The organism is Geomicrobium sp. JCM 19039 (assembly GCF_000698145.1).
Classification (GTDB): domain Bacteria; phylum Bacillota; class Bacilli; order Bacillales; family Marinococcaceae; genus Geomicrobium_A.
The window spans coordinates 52,745-70,924 of the sequence record NZ_BAXB01000017.1 but is presented as its reverse complement, the minus strand read 5'-3'; the positions used below and the strand labels follow the sequence as shown (position 1 = coordinate 70,924).

The window sequence follows — 18,180 nt, the reverse complement described above, 5'->3', positions numbered from 1 at the left end:
TCATGCTTCTTTTAACTGGAGCTCAGATACGTTGTCATTAAGCTCATGGAGCACTTGCTTTAATTCATTTACAGCACGCTCAATCACTTGCGTATTCTTTAACTGACGATCCGTTTGTTCGTTGCTTTCTTTCACCGTTTCACGGTATTGTTCAGACACATCAGTCATATTATTGACCTTTTCTAAAGCAGAGTTTGCTTCGATATTAATCTCTGATGTGTGTGCGAGTGATGTACGCAAATCGTCATGTAGCTCGATTAATTGCTTAGAGATGGCTTCGAAATATTGTTGTGTACGTTCCGATTGTTCAAAACCTTCGCGAGTTGTTTTTAAATTTTTGCTCATTCGTGTACTTAATGCATCCGTTTCAGACTGAATTTCTTGAATGAGTGTAATAATCGATCTTGCATTTTGGTCAGATTGCTCCGATAAAGTCCGGATTTCTTTCGCAACAACTGAAAATCCTGCTCCCGCCTCACCGGCTCGCGCAGCCTCGATCGCGGCGTTTAGTGACAAAAGATTTGTTTGCTCAGCAATGGACGTAATGAATGATGAAATCTTACTAATCTCTTTCGTCTTTCCGTTCAACTCGGTCATGCTGCTCGTCATCTCTTCTGTGCTCGTCGCAATCTCTCGAATGCCTTCCATTGTGCGATTCATCTCATGGGCACCTTCTTGCGATGAGTGACTCGCCACGCTCGCTCTCTCCTCTGTCTCCTTATTTCTTTGGATAATGGCTTCTGCAACTTCCACCACTTTCATGAGGGAGCCTTTACTCGCATAAGCGTTCTCCACTTGAGTAACAGCCCTAGATCAATATGAGAAAAGGTCTCAACGGTGCGGTTCGCTGACAGCTTAGCATCTGCAGATGTATGTTGAAGCTGTGCAACATTCGATGTCACCGCATCCGTCGTTGATGCGATGTTGCCAAGCAAAGCTTTAATCACAGACTGATGACGAATGGTCTGTTCGTTCACTTCCTTTGCATGACGATTACGGACGACAATTTGAATCATTAGCGCACCTGAAGTCGCCAAAAGAAAAACAGCATGGATCATAAGCAAAGAAAACGGATATTGGTCTGTACCGCAAATGAGTTCTGGGAATGTGAAATAGCCAACAAAATGCTGGAGGGCAAAAATAATCGTGCTTACAATGATGAGGTGTAAGTGTGCATAATAAGCAAGAGCTGCCAACACCATAAAGATGGAGAAATGATATTCTACGAGGCCATCTCCAATGGCAATGATGGCAATGCTACTAAACGTTAGCGACAACATAACGAGCCACTGAACCCACTTATACGCATGACTTCTGAGGTGCACAATCAACGCCAACACAAATAGCACAATTGGCAAAAAGAAAAGTACAGCGATAATGCCTGTGTACTGTCCTGTGCCAGCCCTGCCTGTTAAGAGTAAGTACGTATCAAGCCAACCGACATAACCGTGCAAGAATGACACCAAACTCATAATCCCAAGTACAAATGCAGTAAAAGCCAACATTACTGTATTTTCTTTACGTTTCACTAAACAACCTTCTTCCTAAGTCTTTATCCCTAATAATTACTATATATACCTAAATACTTACATTTGTAAACATTTATTTACAAGTTTTTATAGTATATCGTGCTATTTTTACTGATGAACAGTTTTGTAGGGAGGCTAATGGACCTCTCAGTTGTTAAGCGGTTGAACCCTTATGATCTAGACGAATGTTTTATATAGGTTGAGCTTTTGATTTTCCTATAGGAGCTTGATTTTCACTGCAGGCGAATGCTTTTATTCAAGGGTGACGTTGGCTCATCCTTTTGTCGACCGAGATCACTGAAAATTAGCTCCTCGTTCACATGAACGAGGAGCATGATTTATGAAGTAATTTCAAATGGGTCGTTACCCACGATGGGCAGAATTTCTTAAATTTACACCTTTCGCGCAGTTTGTTCCAACTGGAGCGCAGATTCCAGGCTGAAGTGCCAACGACACGTCGGACCCATCGGGGCCGAAGCCAAATCGGACTCGGTTCGGCGCGGCTCGCACCGACGTCTTTTGGGTACTTCGGGGCGGAGATATACACATTACTCGGTAATCTGTTACCGAGTTTGCTCATTCTGTTCCCTAGTTTAAGAGAATATCGCTTTTCCTGCGATTTTCCTCAACTTGAGCACAGTTCGGTCGCAACTCGAGCACAGTTTCGACTTTACAAGGCTTACCACTGGTTCTTGAAGAAATTCTTTCGTTCAACTTATATAAATCGCACTATAGGCGGTTCTATGGTTCGATTCTTCGTTTCTATGGACAGACTTCCGACAAGATACTTCGTATAGAAAGCAACAGCCACCCATAGATCGTTCTGTGGGTGGCTGTTCGTCCCGCGTCAGGCGCCAATGCTCAGAACTCATGCATGGAGCGATGCTAAATCTCTAGTTACACATCACCTGGTAATTTCTAGGAGATCTGTGATCTAGATCACGCCCCGCCAACCTAACTCACCGAAACAATCTGGACCGCTTTACGCACCCCACCCCGACACTAGCTAATCTATAAACCTTCGTTTCTAGACCAAACGCCACTCAGTTTATTCATAGCACTTACTAAATACGTGGCTACATCGGGTCTACCCTGCTTTTCAAGGTCAGCTGAACCTAAAAAAATCTGCCGCGGCCAACGGGCCGGGCAGATCGGGAAACGGTTTAGATCATGAGCTGTTTGTCTTCGATAACTGCGCGTAATGATGAGTATACTTTTTGTTCAACGGTGATGCCGAGGTTGACCATCGTTTGGGCAACTTCTGGTCGAACTCCGCTGAGCACCACTTCGACGCCGATGAGCTTCAAGGAATTCATGACTTTAAACATTTGACCTGCAACCATCGTGTCAATAATGCTTACACCCGATAAGTCGAGAATGATTCTGCGCAGTTGCATTTCCGAACCTTTCTCCAATGCATTCGTCATTAAATACTGGGCACGGTTCGTGTCAATTTCACCGATGATCGGAATGACACCTGTGTCTTTCGTTAATTGTACGACCGGGACGGACAGCTCATCAATTGCATATTTCGCAGATTCGATACTCCTATGGTAGTCTCGCATGTACGCTCGACTAACGATGAGCACTGCACTATCCATCACTTGACTAAATTGATAGACGATGTCATAAAAGTCATCGAGTGTAATGGCTTGCTTCTTTGCTTCGTCGCGAATGATTTCACTGATGACGCTCCGGTAATACGCAATCTCATGTAAGCCCACGTCTAATGGCAACTGTAGTTGAACGAGTACGTTGGCCACTTGTGTACCCCATGATTGAATTGCTTCTTTCGACTCTTCAGGTTCACTAACAATCGATTCGGCATAAACTTCGATGAGCTTTACACGCCAAGGCGTTAATTGCATTTCTTGCGTCGAGTCGCTAATGTTACTATGCTGCTCAGGCATCTCGGAAAGCTCGAACTTTCTACGAAGAATCTCGTCCATAATCGGCGATAGCAATTCTTGTGACTTTATCATGTAATAGACTCCATCTCTTGTGTCTTATTGATTTCATTTTATCATGAAACACAAGAAGTGCAATTGTCTAGTCCATCGTTCGTTGGATCGTTTCGACTTCGGGTTGAATCGTTCCTAAAGCGCGGTTTGTGAGTCGACCTTGTTCTTGGAATTGAGCGATCAACTGTTCAAATCCACCAAGATGCTGACGAACCTTTTCCTCATCCCCTCTTTCTTCAAAATAATCGAGTGTTTTTAGGTGAAGTTGTAGCAAATGTGTAGCGATTGGATCGATGTCTCCTGCCTTTTCGTATTCAGTTACGAGCGTCTGGATCGTTTGAATACTTGCGGGGTTCAGTTGAACCTGAGCAGATACGAGTAGATGATCTGAGGCTTGCGAATCGATCGTTTCGACTTCGGAAATCTCCATTCCTGGAGAAGTTAGCACGTAATCAATTCTCCGATCTGGCGCCCCAGCAGGAAATGTGTACCCTTCCCCAACCCCTGCCACGTCCCACACATCAACAAATTGTTCAAACAGCGGCGCGAGCTCGGGGGCATCTGGCATAGCATTTAGGTCACCGGTCAACACCGTGTTCGGGTGGGCAGCCATAACATCTTGCATATCGGTCACTTGCATTTCACGAACTGTCGGATCGCCTCGATAATCAAGGTGTGTTGAATAGAACCAGAGATTCGCATCGCCGACTCGAATGCCAGCTTCTGGAAACCCTGGCGTGAGCGTAGGTTCCGGATCGGCATCTTGGGTAGACAGCCTAGCAATTGAATGGTTAAATGTTTCAAGAAATGGATAGTCACTCAAGATGGCTAATCCAAACTGGCGGTCCGGTTCGCCGGGGATGTCAGCGTCATACGTGTATATAGGCGCAAAAAACACTTCCATATCCAACAATTCAGCTAGACGAGTCGCCTGATCCTCAAAATCACTACGACTGCCCCAATGCACGTCCACTTCCTGCAAACCGACGACTTCCGCTTCAGACGCTGCAATGGTTTCTGCAATCGCCTCAAGGCCTAGTCCTTCGGTTCCAGCTGCAATGTTGTACGTCGCCACAGTCACATCGTTTTCAGCCGAAACCCCGCGCACATCGAAATAAAGAGCGGATACAACGACGAACACAGCCGGTAACACCCATCGTTTACTGCTTTTCACACTCAATCCTCCTCCCAAGATTCGATCACTTCACTCGCGTGCGCTTCAAGAACCTGCGCCACATCTTCGTTGATTTGTCCCGAACGTGTAAACATATCAATCATTTGGAGAAAACTGTTCATATGTTGAACGACCTTATCAGAACGTTCTTGCTGTTCAAAATGGTCGACCGCTGACAAATGAACGTTTATTGTCCGAATTACCGAGCGATCCGTTAGCCTTCCGCTCTTCTCGAGTTGCGAAACGAAAGTTTTCATATACGTTGCGTCAATGTGATAAGAGAGTCCATGACCAAACTCATAATGATCCGGGATTGTCACCGGGAGCAATCCTTGTGGATTCACTTCTCCGGTTAGAATTTTAGCAACCGCTTCATGCGAAATCGCCCGGTTCCCGTATGCGGCTATATAGGCATCCACGCCAGGAAATTCGGCAATGTCGTAAGGATTACGTGCGGCAGTAACAATGACAGGTTTCCCTACGGATTGTAAAGCGGTCACGAGCTGTTGTTGTTGCTCACTTAAATGCGCAGAATGGGTAACAATGACAACAACATCGTGAGCGGCAGCTTCATCTGCCGCAGCATTGATGTATTCCTCTGTCGGCGCATCTGCTGTGTGAGCAATGGACGTATTAAATCCACGCACATTGAGATGTTCTTCTAACATGTTGGCATTGGCAACGTTTGGACCTACGACGAGAACATCATCTTCCATCTGTAACGGAAGAACACTGTCATTTTTTACGAGGGTAATGCTCTTGTCCGCAATGGTTGCCGCCTGACTAAGATGATCGCCATTGCCAATCACATCCAAGCCGTCGGGATGTTGATACGGATCGTCAAACAAACCTTGGTCAACTTTTTGTTGAACAATTCGACTGACAGATTCATCTAAACGACTCTCGCTAATCTCACCGGAGTTCACCGCTTCCAGCACAGATTCATATGCGAGTTCAACATTTGGAGGGTTTAACAATAAATCAACTCCAGCCTTGATTGCCTCCACAGGCACTCGTTCTGGCGGTACGACGTTCGCCCCTGACATGCCAAGACTGTCTGTCACGATGAGCCAGTAAAACCAAGTTCATCACGCAAAAGGTCTGTCAAAATTGGTTTTGACAACGTTGCTGGCAATCCAGAGTCGTCGAGGGCGGGCACGACAATATGCGCAGGCATAATTGCGTCCACACCTGCAGAAATCGCTTCTTTGAAAGGGGCGATATCTTCTTCAAATAAAGTTTCTAGATCTTTTTCAATAATTGGCAGGCCATAATGCGAATCTACATCCGTGTCCCCATGACCGGGGAAATGCTTTGCCGTCGCCATCACTTGTTGATCTTGGTATCCTTGAATTTGCGCAACCCCAAGATCTGTAACTAGCTCTGGATCTTCGGAAAATGACCGGATGCCTATGACCGGGTTAGCAGGGTTCACGTTCACATCTAACGTCGGGGCGAAATTCATGTTGATGCCTAGCGCATGCAATTCTTTCCCTAAGATTTCTGCAGATTGGTGGGCATACTCAATAGCGCGTGTCGCGCCAACCGCCATATTCCCAGGTAATTCAGTTGCAGGATGCGTGACTCTAGCAACTGTCCCTCCTTCTTGGTCCGTCGAGACGAAAAGAGGAATGCCACCATTTTCAACGGAAATTTCTTGTATACCGTTGGATAGTGCGTTCACTTGCGTGGCGTCAAGAGGGGTGCCGATGTTGTCTGTCCAGTTGAAATAGATAATGCCACCGATGTGATAGTTTTCGATCACTTCTTTGATATTCTTGCCCCCTCGATTATTGTTCATGTTGATTTGTTCATAGACGGGGTCTGTCGGTGTTTGCCCATACACGTGCACGATGAAGAGTTGGCCGACTTTCTCTTCGAGCGTCATGTCATTGATGATGGTTTTCACGTCAATATCGATTGGTTCTGCTCCCACCGCTTTAGAGGAAGGCATAACGACCGAGGCGATGACCATCATGATAAGAAACGATCGGATGAATTTTGTCCACATTACCAGATCTCCTTTTTCTCAATTTTCTTACTAATTATCAGTAAAAGATTAGCATTTGCCTCATGTGTTGTAAAATTAGCGCACGCTTTTTTTCGGTCATATTCCCCAATCATTCGACCCATTCGTGACTTACGACAGTTCACATTTGATTGGATGCGGGGGCGTTCGCCAAGCTTCAACACGAACGCCGTCGAATAATTGAGAAGAAAATCAGTCAGGCTGTGGATTACAATTTCATTAAATCTCTTTCATCTTTACGCGAACTGCTATATATTTTTAGTCATGTGTTTGTTCTTCCCTCATATACTGCATAGGTGTACTCGCGGTTTTCCCGAAAGGACTTTCCGCCTAATCTATAGAAAAAGCGTTTATTTTTGCACGTGTAAGGGGATAGAGGTAACGCATACTTACTATTGCGACGACTCAAACAAGTCGCAAATACGGAGGACTCGACATGAAAAAAATGAATATGCTGCTTTCAACTTCTGCGCTAATGCTCGTGTTAGCAGCTTGTGGTGATGAAGACACAGAAACGGATGCAGATGTAAATGAAGAAGCGGCTCAAGAAGAAGACACAGACGTTGAACCTGTCGAAGACGAAGAAGACACAGAAACAGCAGACAACAGTGAAGCAGAGGAAATTCTAATGCAGTCTATGGAAGCAATGGAGCAAGTGAACAGCTTCCGCTCGGAAATGGATATGGACCAAACGATCAGTTTTGACGGTGAAGACATGGTAATGGATTCAAGCGCGGTCATGGAAGTGATCGTTGACCCGATGATGTTCTCACAAACGATGACGATGCCAGACCCTATGTCTGAAGAAGAAATGGAAATGGAACAATACATGGATGAAGACGGCACGCTCTATATGTACGATGAAATGAGCGGTGAATGGTTGAAGATGAGCGGCGAAATGATGGGTATGGAAAACTTAGAAGACTTCCAAATGGCTCCTCAAGACCAGCTTGAAATGTTGCTCGAATACGCGAATGAACTGTCCGTAGAAGATGAAGGTGATCGCTATGCCCTCACGATTGAAGGTTCAGGTGACGATCTTATGGAACTGACACGTGAACTTACGCAAATGCAACAAGGTGACCAACAAATGGCTGCTGAAATGGATCAAATCTTCCAACAGATGGACATTAATGTATTTGACTACGTGATCTACATTAATAAAGATACGTACTATCAAGAAGAAATGACCATGAATCTTGAAATGGAGATTGAAGAAGAAGGCGAAACAATGACGATGGTTCAAGAGACGCACGCAACCTTCTACGACTTCGATGAAGTCGAGTCCATTGAAATTCCACAAGAAGCTCTAGATAACGCCATTGATATGGGTGAGATCGAGCAAGAAATGCCTGAGTTTGACGAAGACATTGAAGATGATGAGCTAGATGTGGACGAAGAAGACACAGATAGCGACGAATAACAGACGATCTAAACCGCCCCTGCTGGGGCGGTTTTTTTGTTTCTCAAAAAAAATGATCCGATAAGTGATCCAAATGGGCATCCGCATCGTTAGCTATGGTATACGTACTTTTCAAATGATTGACGAGATTATTTCACAAATTCATTGAGGCGATATGTATGAAAGTAATGACACTGTTTACGCTCACTGGTTTTCTTGTCATTCTTGCAGCGTTTACGTTCGTCACGATGAACGCCCCCGATGCAGAAGATGAGGACGTAACTAGCCGTCCGGTCGCTCCTGAACGATCCGTTGGAGATGAAACGACCGACTCATACTCTGAAACCGCGCAAGAAGTGAGCCAACCCCGTCCACCAGCACCGGAAAACGTGGAGATTACGGGTACATTTCTCACTTGGCACGCCGTTCGTGAAGACGACATTCGCGGTTATCGAATCTACAAAGGCAGTGGCTCTAACTTTGAACCTGTGGCGACAGTTACACAAAGTGAAAGAAAAACGTATACCGATGATGACATTGACCAATTGGATTATTACGTGACGACGATCGCGGAAGACGGCACCGAATCTGAGCCTTCTAACAAAGTCTCTCAATAATTTTTTAAAAAAAATTTAAGAAAAAGTGATCCAAATCATTTTCGATTACGTTAGCTTAGGCAACTAGGCTTTGAGACATCGTCAGAAAAGCGAACACCAAGAACAACTTAAATGTCAAAATCGATACGGTGACTGAGGAGGTGCTTTCCATGTTAGATGTAACCCAACTGCTAAATGATGTCCTAACTGAGAGTGGAAACGAATCAGGAAATATTACCATTTCACTAAATGTTCTATAAGAAAAGATAAGTATTCGTAGGAGGTGATTCTCATGTTCGATATCACGCAAATCTTGAACGATGTTCTTACTGAGAGTGGCACCGACTCAGCAACTTTCGATCTTGATTTCAAAGTATTCTAGTTGGAGCAACTTTTAATCTTATAAAGGAGGTGTTTTCCATGAACGACATTACGCAAATTCTTAATGATGTGCTTAACGGGAGCGGGAACGACTCCGCCAACATTGGCCTTGACTTAAACATTCTTTAATTCTTTTCAACCTTTTAGGAGGTGTTTCTCTTGGATTTTACACAAATTCTTAATGACGTGTTGAACGATAGCGGGAACGACTCGCTTAATACGGGCATTGACTTGAATGTCCTATAAATTAAAACGAATACAGATAGGGAGGTGTTTTCCATGAACGACATCACACAAATTCTTAATGATGTACTCAACGGGAGCGGAAACGAATCCGGAAACATCGGTCTTGATTTGAACATTCTTTAAGTCTTTTAAATTTCTAAGAAAATAATAATCGCGTAAGCAGCGAGGTGGACGCCAACGTATTCCCATCCATCTTGCAAATGGAAGCAATTCTTCTACTTTGGAGGTGAGTATCACATGTTAGATCTTACACAAATTCTTAATGGTGTGTTGAACGATAGCGGGAATGAATCACTTAATTCAGACCTTGACTTAAACATCCTATAAATTCATTTGAATACAAACAGGGAGGTGTTTTCCATGAACGACATCACGCAAATCTTAAACGATGTGCTTAACGGGAGCGGAAACGACTCGCTTAACACAGGTCTTGACTTGAACATTCTTTAAGTCTGTGAAACCTCTACGAAAATAAGAATAACAAAAACAGCAAGGTGAGCGCAGGTCTACTCCCGTTCATCTTGTGAGCCGAAACAATCCCTTAACTTCGGAGGTGAGTATACATGTTAGATCTTACACAAATTCTTAATGGCGTGTTGAACGATAGCGGGAATGACTCGCTTAATTCAGACCTTGACTTGAATATCCTATAAATTCATTTGAATACAAACAGGGAGGTGTTTTCCATGAACGACATCACGCAAATCTTAAACGATGTGCTTAACGGGAGCGGAAACGACTCGCTTAACACAGGTCTTGACTTGAACATTCTTTAAATCTTTTTAAACCTTTTAGGAGGTGTTTCTCTTGGATATCACTCAAATCCTTAATGACGTGTTGAACGATAGCGGAAACGATTCGCTCAATACAGGTCTCGACTTGAACATTCTTTAAACGTTAGCTAATCCTAAAAAGGAGGTGTTTTCCATGAACGACATTACGCAAATCTTAAACGATGTGCTCAACGGGAGCGGAAACGACTCCGGAAACATCGGTCTTGACTTGAACATTCTTTAAGTCTTTGAAACCTCTACGAAAATAAGAATAACAAAAACAGCAAGGTGAACGCCGGTCTACTCCCGTTCATCTTGCAAATGGAAACAATTCTTCTACTCCGGAGGTGTGTAACATGTTAGATCTTACACAAGTTCTTAACGATGTGCTTAATGACAGTGGGACTGACTCATTAAACACAGATATTGATTTTAATCTCCTTTAAATGATCTAACCAACCTGTCGGGAGTCCTCTCTCGGCAGGTTTTTAAATTCGATTGAAGTGGTGAAACCCGATGCTGGAGCTAATGAGAATTTACTTAAAACCTTATCGAGCTAGATTAGTGCTTATTGCTTTTTTAGTATTTCTACAAGCCATCCTGCAACTGACCTTGCCTACACTTCTCGCTGAGCTAGTTGACGTAGGGATTGCCAATGCTGATATGTCTTATATTATCCAGATTGGCCTTTGGATGTTATTGATCACGCTCGTAACCGTAGCAGTGACAATTTTGTCTGGCTATCAGACTTCGAAATTAACATCTTCAGTTGCCGTTACAATAAGAGAAAGGTTATACGCCAGCGTCCAAGGTTTTTCGCTTCAAGAATATCGTCAATTCGGTCATTCAACATTGCTCATCCGGACGACAAATGATGTTCAACAAGTCCAGACGATCTTATCTCTTCTATTAAAAACAATGCTGCTCGCTCCAATGATGTTCATCGGCGCATTTATTCTTTCAGTAACAAAAAACGTAATGCTCTCATTCATCCTTATCGCGCCGCTTCCTATTATTATTCTTATTGTCATTGGCTTTGCAAAAAAAGGTGGCGTATTGTTTACCGCTCTACAAAAAAAGGTGGACCAATTGAACCGGACACTGCGCGAAGGCATCACCGGAATTCGTGACATTCGTTCATTTAACCAAGTCGATCGGGAACGAGAGCGCTTTTCAGAAGCCAATCATTCCTACCGAGATGCCGCAATTCATGTTCACCAGCTCATGATTTATCTCACACCGATCATGATGTTCATCTTGAACTTTTCAATTGTAGCGCTTTTGTGGTTCGGTTCACTGCAACTAAATGCAGGCGAGCTGCAAGTCGGGGACCTTATGGCCTTTATTCAATATGCGATGTACATTCTGTTCTCGATCATGTTGACGTCCGTTCTGTTTGTCAGCTTCCCAAGGGCGTCGGTATCCGCAAAACGGATTCTAGAAGTGTTAAATACAGAGTCGAACATCAAAAAGCCGGCACAGTCGTTATCGCCCGAACAACCGTCCAACCTACGCTTTTCTAACGTTTCCTATCAGTATCCAAATGCAGAAAAACCTGTGCTCACAAACATCACTTGTACGATTCCTAATCATAAACGTACCGTCATCGTTGGAGGAACGGGTGCAGGAAAGTCGACGTTTCTGCAATTGATCCCAAGACTGTTCGATGTGAGCTCCGGGAACATTGTGTTCGGTGGCATCGATTTACGAAATATGGACCCAGAAGCGTTGCGTTCGGTTGCAACGTTCTCGCCGCAAAACACTCAGCTTTTTTCAGGGACGATTGAAGAGAATCTTCGCTTTGGCTCAAAGGACGTTTCAAAGGATGAGATCGACCGAGCGCTAACGATTGCTCAGTGCACATCTTTTGTTCGTGAACTTCCTGATGGTCTCCAGACGATGTTAACGCAAAATGGGAAGAATTTGTCAGGTGGACAGCGTCAACGTTTAGCCATCGCACGCGCGCTCATTCGCAACACACGCATGTATCTCTTTGACGAAAGCTTCTCTGCCATCGATGCAGGAACGAAGGGTGAACTATTTGATGAACTGTTCGAAGCGTTAGATGCAAATACTGTCATCATCGCAACACAAGACGTTGAGATTGCCAAACGAGCAGATCATATTGTCGTTTTAGATCAAGGAGAGATCATCGCAGATGGAACCCATGACGAACTTTTGCAATTGAGTGCGATCTATCACGAACTAGCGGCCACACAATCGGAGGAGGGTACCCGATGAAAAACCAAGATTTTAAAAAACAATGGGGTACATTAAAACGACTTCTCGGCTACCTTAGGCCGTATCGTTTCCGGTTGTTGGCTGTTGCAGCAACGTCTGTGCTAAGCACGTTGTTTATCATACTCGGTCCATTTGTTCTCGGCCTAGCCATTACAACATTGTTTGAAGGGACCGTTAACGGTTCAGGCATTGACTTCTTTCAGGTCGGTCAAGTGTTGTTAGGGCTAGCTGCACTCTATTTATTTAGCGTATATTTCTCTTATATCCAAGAATACTTGATGGTTGGTGTTGCACAGCGCGTCACCTATACCCTTCGTCATGAACTGCATGATCAGCTCATGAAGCTCCCGATTACTTTTTTTGATCGTGTCAGCACAGGCGACTTGATGAGTCGTGGGGTGAATGATCTTGATAAGATCAGTAGCACGTTGCAACAGACGATCACCCAAACGATTACGGCTGTAATGACGATGATCGGCGTCGTCGTCATGATGCTTATCATTAGCCCGCTTCTAACTCTCATTGTATGTATAACCTTGCCGATAAGCATCCTGATTACAAAGCGAGTCATTGGGTACTCCCAAGTGCAATTCAGGAAGCAACAACAAGCGTTAGGTACACTGAATGGGTACGTTGAAGAGAGCTACACGAATCATTCACTCATCCAAGCGTATCATCAAGATGAGTCGATGAAATCTAAGTTCAAACATCACAATACTTCCTTATATGAGGCCAATTGGCGATCGCAATTTCTTTCAGGGCTCATCGTGCCCTTGCTCAACCTCTTGAACAATATCATCTACGTCGTTATTGCGATCATAGGTGGAATTTTCGTCGTTCAACGTACGATTGCCATCGGTGATGTTCAAGCACTCATTATGTACATTCGCATCTTTACCCAACCGATCAACAGAGTCGCAAACATTACGAATACCATCCAGGCGACGATTGCTTCTGCCGAGCGGGTATTTCAAATTATTGATCTCGCTATGCCTAATCATACGAACGGTACAGCCGTTCCAGAAGGTCATGGGGAAATCTCATTTAAACATGTGTCGTTTCAGTACGATGCAAACAAACCCGTTCTAAAAGACATTAACGTAAAACTAGAGGCCGGTGAGGATGTAGCGATTGTCGGTGCATCCGGTGCGGGAAAAACGACGCTAGCGCTTTTGCTATTACGGTTCTATGAAGCAAACGAAGGATCAGTTTCTATTGATGGTTTAGATATTCGTACCATTCAAGAAGATGCGCTTCGAAGGCAAACGAGCATCGTCATGCAAGATCCGTGGCTATTTAGCGGTACGATTCGCGAGAACATTACGTTCGGGCGGCCCCTGTCTTCTGAAGATGACATGATTACAGCCGCCGTCCAGGCTAGAGCGGATGCATTTATCCGCAAGCTTCCAAATGGGTACGATACACACCTTGATGAACAAGCTTCCGGGTTGTCTGAAGGTGAAAAACAACTACTTTCGATCGCTCGTGTCATGCTCAGTGATCCTCGCATTCTCATCTTAGATGAAGCAACAAGCAATGTGGACAGTCGGACTGAATTACAAATTCAAAAAGGACTTCAACAACTAAAACAAGGCCGAACGACCGTAACCATTGCCCACCGTCTGCACACCATCCAAAATGCCGATCGCATTCTCGTCATGCAAGGCGGACAGATCGTTGAAGATGGCGCCCATGAAACACTCGTTCATAGCGGCACGCATTACCGCCAGCTGTTTAAACGAGAACTTGACGCAGCTAAAGAATTCTGAAAGAGCCGCCTCCTCTTATCACGGTGAAGTCCATCAGCTTTCTTATAAATCAGTTTGGAATTAGATACAGCATGAGTAGGCATCTGGTTTCACCATAATTAATAGCCACATCACCAATCATTGAATGGCATCGACAAAAAACGATGAACACCATCTTTACATGGTGTTCATCGTTTTTTCGTTACAATCTTTCATTGGTTAAGGACTAAAGAATTTCTCCGTGTAATACGTTGATCTTCTTCATTAAATGCGACACCGACTCCGAGGGCGTCGAAGTGACCTTGCAAAATGTTCTCGCGGTGCCCTGCAGAATTCATAAGTCCTTCGTGGGCAAAGATGCTGCTCCATTGACCGTACGCAAGGTTTTCACCTGCGGTTCGGTAGGAGATGCCGTCGTCATCCATGCGATCGAACGGTGATTCGCCTTCTGGATTCGTATGGCTGAAGAACTGTTGGTCTGCCATATCTTGGCTATGATCTCTCGCTGTTGAACGAACGGCTTCGTCCCACGTTAACGGTGCGAGACCCCGTTTCACGCGCTCCGCATTCGTCAAGTCAAACAGCTGATATTCAAACCCGTCTCTTAGTGACTCGTCTTGGGCACGATACATCGCACTTCTACTTTGTTCAATTTCTTCATCAATGATTTGCAGCGCGGTTACCCGACTTTCCTCATGCACGTCATAAAAGACGGTAACGTATTGATTTTCTTCAGCGAACACATCATGTTCGCCGTCTCCATCGAGCTGATATCGAATGAGCCTTTTCTTAAGTAAGATTCAGGCTCACCAAGTTCCCCTCGCACATCTTCTTGAAGACTGCCAAATGAAAGATCGCTCGTCGATGAAATTAAGTCTTGGTTCGTATATAAGCCACGCACTTGCTCTTCCTCGTCATACATCACCTGAACATAGTTGTGATATTGATCGTGGTACGTGACCCATTCCAAGCCGTATTCACTCAGTGAAGACCGTTCAGGGGAACCTACTTCAGCTTCAACATCCGACCGATCGTCACCCATTTCAATATTATGGATGGAGAACAATTGATCCGTTGGCTCGTGCAAATCTGGATCTTCGACATCTTCAGGTGGTTCATCTGAGTTGCCTGTAATGGCATTGATGACCGAATGAATCATACGGTTAATATCTTGGAATAGCTCTCTCAGTTGAAAATCATCTGCAATCTCTTCCCTTGACTGATTAATCGTATCCCATAGCGTTGATTCTTCAGCTGCATCGGCAGCTCCCGGATTTATATAGAAAAAGGCAATCGCAAACATAAACACATACAGGGATCTTTTCAAATTGGATACGCTCCTTCTGTATACCAAACTCGCCTCATAAAAATGAACGCTGTTTTTCTCCCTTACGTTACACATGTTCCTTTTTCTACTATACACCGTTTCCGCCGCCGATAATCCTTGTTAACGAAATTGAAAGAATTTCGCCGTTGCCAAAGGGAACTTTTACTTTGATTTATGTCTTCTATTATGTAACGCTTTTACTTGATTAAAAAACGTGTCCACTGGGCCATCAACCCACGCATCAACGATTACTTTATGAATCGGCAACGGGTGGACGACTGTGCTCGTACTCCCGAATTCTCGCTTCCATTCACGTAATTGGCTTGATGACGTGGCGTACACAATTCGCCCCATCCCTGCCATCGCATGAGCCGTTGCACACATCGGACAATGCTCACCTGACGTATACACGGTAGATTGGTGTCTCTCTTCTTGATTGAGATGAACAGATGCAAAGCGAACGAGCTCAATTTCTGGATGTTTCGTCACGTCCCCTGAGGATACACGGTTATAATCCTCGGCAAGAATTGTACCGTCTGCGGATACGAGGACCGAGCCAAACGGGTCATTGCCCTCGGCCAACCCTTTTTCGGCAAGAGAAACCGCACGTTCAAGATAGTGGATGTCTTGTTCTGTAATCATGCCCGACTCCTCCTTATGTCTTTTTTCATTATAATGTTCGTCTCTTCGTAGTCGAGCTTCTCGTAAAGACTCCTTGCAACAACGTTATGGCCCAACACTTGCAACCCGAGTCGAGAAATGCCCATCTTCGTTGCCAGTCGCTCGACTTCTTGCATCGTTTGTTTGCCCCACCCTTTCCCTTGATGTTCAGGGGATAGGGAAATATCATATATAAAACCTTCATCGTCTGATACTTTGGCAAACCAAACGAGACCTAGCGGGGTTTGTGCATCGTACACATCGTACAGAAAGTGCCCGGTCGTTTTATCAAGATGTGGCAACAACCGCTCGTACGTCGCTCGGGACCGCTCTTCTGCCTCCTCTTCTTTCCACGTTCCGGATTTCACATTTTCTCGGGCGTACTTTCTAATAGCCGTTTCCACGTAACGCTCTACATCTTCACTGTTCATGCGAACGAGTGTAACCAAATTTCTCCCTCCAGGTCATCATTAGAATGGCAAGTATTCTTCATTTCCTACTTCCATGAGTAGTGGAAAGACCGCAATCACTGCTACAGCTAACACGGTAAACACGCTCATAATCCCTAAAAAAGACAGACTTGTAAACAAGCTAAGTACTGGGATCATGAGCGGCAATATCGCAGTGATCACACCTCGCTTCTTTGCGCGCTTCGTTAAGTATTGAGGTACGTGACAATGAGAACAATTCATATGATGAATGCGGGTAAACGCTTGCTTCAAACTCCATCGATAGCTCCATAATTGTTGGCAATTTTCACAAATCGGAATCGTGATTACCTCCTCTTTACACATGTGTGTAGCGTAGCATACTAAATTTGCCACCGTCCATGCTCCATGATCAGAACCGTCCGTTCCGCTTTTAGCCCGTACACGTTCATCTGTTCACTACCGATCATTACGTCTTCATGAATGGCTGATTCGTTCATCTACTGCCATTCGTTCTTCCACACTCATCTGCTCACCGTCGTACAAGTTGTCTACATACGCTCCTCCAAAAGCGATGTGTGAAGCCGCATTTTCATCGAGCAACACATTCAAAAATGTTACGCCTGTTTTTGCGACGGCTGCATCTGCAGCAACGAGCGCAACCTCTCCGAGCCTACTCGCCCCGTCATCGGTTTGCAAATAGGCAAACAAGCGAGCGTTCGGAGGTTCAATGCGCACGAGACGGCCTGTTTCAAAGAACAACTGCACATCCTCAAACGTTTGCCCTAGCAGATGCACCGGTTTCGTCAGCGTACAAAATCCGGTTACTCCTCGTTTGTTCGGCATCGTCCACACTTCCTCTACAGGAATGTTGGAAAGAAACACGCGCCCGTCTTTCGTTTGTTCAGACCCGCCTGTCCACCGATGCCCATCAATTAACGTCACGGTCAAATCCGTTACCGGGCTCACAAATCGCAACGCGTCAAACCGTGCATCATTGAGCAATGCGACCTTTTGTTTAAGCGCTTCATCACGACGCTTCCAAGCGAACACCGGGTCTGTTTCATATGCGCCACACACATTTAGGATGAGCGACCACAATTGCTCAAGTGCCCGCGCTTCGCTTAGATCAGGGAACAACTGCACCGCCCACTCCGTTGTTGGCGCACAAACGACGACCCATTTGTTATGATTTTCCATTCCGAATTGCCGCACCGGTCGCATCGCCCGTGCTTTCGCCTGACGGACGGCCAATGCTCTCTTCTGTAAATTATCATCGGCGTACTGTGAAAATGTCGGTGACGTGATCGTAATCGTGGAATACCCTGCCCGCATATTGTTTTTTTCATTCGTAACAGCAACCTCTGGGTATGTATGAAGAAATTCTTCGTGCATGTGTTCAGTTCTCGCATCCTCAATGCCAGGGTCGCGTACGTCGAGCTCCACATGTTGGGCACCTCTACGATACGCCTCTTTCACAATTTCTTGCACGAACGCTAGGTGCTCAGGGTGACAGTTGACACGCACCAGTTCGCCCGGTTTTACCCGAATCCCAATCTGTATGATGATTTGGGCATACGCACGTATACTCATGAGTTTCCCCCTTCCGTTTTCTGTAATCATGACAAATCCGTTACTGTTCTGTGATAGAAATCGCAACAATTGGTGATTGTAAGGCGTAATTG

General features: G+C 44.9%; 15 protein-coding genes and 2 pseudogenes. 4 read left to right on the top strand and 13 right to left on the bottom strand.

Going from position 1 to position 18,180, the window contains the following annotated elements; all coding sequences use genetic code 11:
- The 6 genes and pseudogenes from JCM19039_RS15375 to JCM19039_RS28075 all read right to left on the bottom strand — a co-directional run.
- Nucleotides 1-795 (bottom strand): methyl-accepting chemotaxis protein, encoded by a 795-nt coding sequence (locus JCM19039_RS15375; RefSeq protein ID WP_152550234.1) that lies wholly within the window; start codon nt 793-795, stop codon nt 1-3.
- Complete coding sequence (locus JCM19039_RS15370) at nt 759-1,529, bottom strand: hypothetical protein (protein ID WP_042428805.1); 771 nt, start codon at nt 1,527-1,529, stop codon at nt 759-761. Before JCM19039_RS15370 ends, JCM19039_RS15375 begins: the two co-directional genes overlap by 37 nt.
- A 1,163-nt stretch (nt 1,530-2,692) precedes the next feature.
- Nucleotides 2,693-3,511 (bottom strand): STAS domain-containing protein, encoded by an 819-nt coding sequence (locus JCM19039_RS15365; protein ID WP_042428802.1) that lies wholly within the window; start codon nt 3,509-3,511, stop codon nt 2,693-2,695.
- A gap of 67 nt (nt 3,512-3,578) precedes the next feature.
- Nucleotides 3,579-4,664 carry an endonuclease/exonuclease/phosphatase family protein gene (locus JCM19039_RS15360; RefSeq protein ID WP_238545087.1) on the bottom strand — a complete coding sequence of 362 codons (1,086 nt, stop codon included), beginning with the start codon at nt 4,662-4,664 and terminating at the stop codon, nt 3,579-3,581.
- Nucleotides 4,665-4,666: 2 nt separating this feature from the next.
- The gene (locus tag JCM19039_RS28080; RefSeq protein WP_373975845.1) at nt 4,667-4,921 is read right to left on the bottom strand and encodes a hypothetical protein; all 255 of its coding nucleotides are present in this window, start codon (nt 4,919-4,921) and stop codon (nt 4,667-4,669) included.
- Between the two features lie 99 nt (nt 4,922-5,020).
- A pseudogene (locus JCM19039_RS28075) lies at nt 5,021-6,552 on the bottom strand (glycoside hydrolase family 3 protein); the annotation flags it as partial.
- Between the two features lie 577 nt (nt 6,553-7,129).
- Here JCM19039_RS28075 and JCM19039_RS15350 point away from each other — a divergent pair.
- The 4 genes from JCM19039_RS15350 to JCM19039_RS15335 all read left to right on the top strand — a co-directional run bounded on the left by JCM19039_RS15350 (nt 7,130) and on the right by JCM19039_RS15335 (nt 14,101).
- A complete protein-coding gene (locus JCM19039_RS15350) occupies nt 7,130-8,116 on the top strand; it encodes a DUF6612 family protein (protein WP_042428798.1) in 987 nt (328 codons plus the stop codon).
- Between the two features lie 158 nt (nt 8,117-8,274).
- Nucleotides 8,275-8,712: a hypothetical protein gene (locus tag JCM19039_RS15345; protein WP_042428795.1), complete on the top strand. Its 438-nt coding sequence runs from the start codon at nt 8,275-8,277 to the stop codon at nt 8,710-8,712.
- Between the two features lie 1,895 nt (nt 8,713-10,607).
- Nucleotides 10,608-12,332, top strand: a complete 1,725-nt coding sequence (locus tag JCM19039_RS15340) for an ABC transporter ATP-binding protein (protein WP_042428793.1) — start codon at nt 10,608-10,610, stop codon at nt 12,330-12,332.
- A complete protein-coding gene (locus JCM19039_RS15335; RefSeq protein WP_081834564.1) occupies nt 12,329-14,101 on the top strand; it encodes an ABC transporter ATP-binding protein in 1,773 nt (590 codons plus the stop codon). The genes JCM19039_RS15340 and JCM19039_RS15335 overlap by 4 nt, the downstream gene beginning before the upstream one ends.
- A 191-nt stretch (nt 14,102-14,292) precedes the next feature.
- On the opposite strand, the gene JCM19039_RS22395 is transcribed toward JCM19039_RS15335, so the two are convergent.
- The 7 genes and pseudogenes from JCM19039_RS22395 to JCM19039_RS15310 form a co-directional block, all read right to left on the bottom strand.
- Entirely contained in the window at nt 14,293-14,712 is a 420-nt protein-coding gene (locus JCM19039_RS22395; RefSeq protein ID WP_238545089.1) for a CAP domain-containing protein, read from the bottom strand.
- 69 nt (nt 14,713-14,781) lie between these two features.
- Nucleotides 14,782-15,122, bottom strand: a pseudogene (locus JCM19039_RS25800) (CAP-associated domain-containing protein); the annotation flags it as partial.
- 447 nt (nt 15,123-15,569) lie between these two features.
- On the bottom strand, nt 15,570-16,049 hold the full coding sequence (locus JCM19039_RS15325; RefSeq protein WP_042428787.1) for a nucleoside deaminase: 480 nt from the start codon (nt 16,047-16,049) through the stop codon (nt 15,570-15,572).
- On the bottom strand, nt 16,046-16,516 hold the full coding sequence (locus JCM19039_RS15320; protein WP_042428784.1) for a GNAT family N-acetyltransferase: 471 nt from the start codon (nt 16,514-16,516) through the stop codon (nt 16,046-16,048). The genes JCM19039_RS15325 and JCM19039_RS15320 overlap by 4 nt, the downstream gene beginning before the upstream one ends.
- Before the next feature lie 21 nt (nt 16,517-16,537).
- Nucleotides 16,538-16,891 carry a TIGR04104 family putative zinc finger protein gene (locus JCM19039_RS15315; RefSeq protein ID WP_042428782.1) on the bottom strand — a complete coding sequence of 118 codons (354 nt, stop codon included), beginning with the start codon at nt 16,889-16,891 and terminating at the stop codon, nt 16,538-16,540.
- A complete protein-coding gene (locus JCM19039_RS26660; RefSeq protein ID WP_152550232.1) occupies nt 16,879-16,995 on the bottom strand; it encodes an aminopeptidase in 117 nt (38 codons plus the stop codon). Before JCM19039_RS26660 ends, JCM19039_RS15315 begins: the two co-directional genes overlap by 13 nt.
- A complete protein-coding gene (locus tag JCM19039_RS15310; RefSeq protein WP_042428780.1) occupies nt 16,973-18,088 on the bottom strand; it encodes an aminopeptidase in 1,116 nt (371 codons plus the stop codon). Before JCM19039_RS15310 ends, JCM19039_RS26660 begins: the two co-directional genes overlap by 23 nt.
- Nucleotides 18,089-18,180 lie beyond the last annotated feature (92 nt).

Bases quoted from the DNA above. Each gene is read 5' to 3' on its own strand.
- JCM19039_RS15340 (WP_042428793.1), top strand. From the start codon at position 10,608: ATGCTGGAGCTAATGAGAATTTACTTAAAACCTTATCGAGCTAGATTA.
- JCM19039_RS15310 (WP_042428780.1), bottom strand. From the start codon at position 18,088: ATGAGTATACGTGCGTATGCCCAAATCATCATACAGATTGGGATTCGG.
- JCM19039_RS28080 (WP_373975845.1), bottom strand. From the start codon at position 4,921: ATGAAAACTTTCGTTTCGCAACTCGAGAAGAGCGGAAGGCTAACGGAT.
- JCM19039_RS15345 (WP_042428795.1), top strand. From the start codon at position 8,275: ATGAAAGTAATGACACTGTTTACGCTCACTGGTTTTCTTGTCATTCTT.
- JCM19039_RS15335 (WP_081834564.1), top strand. From the start codon at position 12,329: ATGAAAAACCAAGATTTTAAAAAACAATGGGGTACATTAAAACGACTT.
- JCM19039_RS15350 (WP_042428798.1), top strand. From the start codon at position 7,130: ATGAAAAAAATGAATATGCTGCTTTCAACTTCTGCGCTAATGCTCGTG.
- JCM19039_RS15365 (WP_042428802.1), bottom strand. From the start codon at position 3,511: ATGATAAAGTCACAAGAATTGCTATCGCCGATTATGGACGAGATTCTT.
- JCM19039_RS15325 (WP_042428787.1), bottom strand. From the start codon at position 16,049: ATGATTACAGAACAAGACATCCACTATCTTGAACGTGCGGTTTCTCTT.
- JCM19039_RS22395 (WP_238545089.1), bottom strand. From the start codon at position 14,712: ATGTATCGTGCCCAAGACGAGTCACTAAGAGACGGGTTTGAATATCAG.
- JCM19039_RS26660 (WP_152550232.1), bottom strand. From the start codon at position 16,995: ATGAACGAATCAGCCATTCATGAAGACGTAATGATCGGTAGTGAACAG.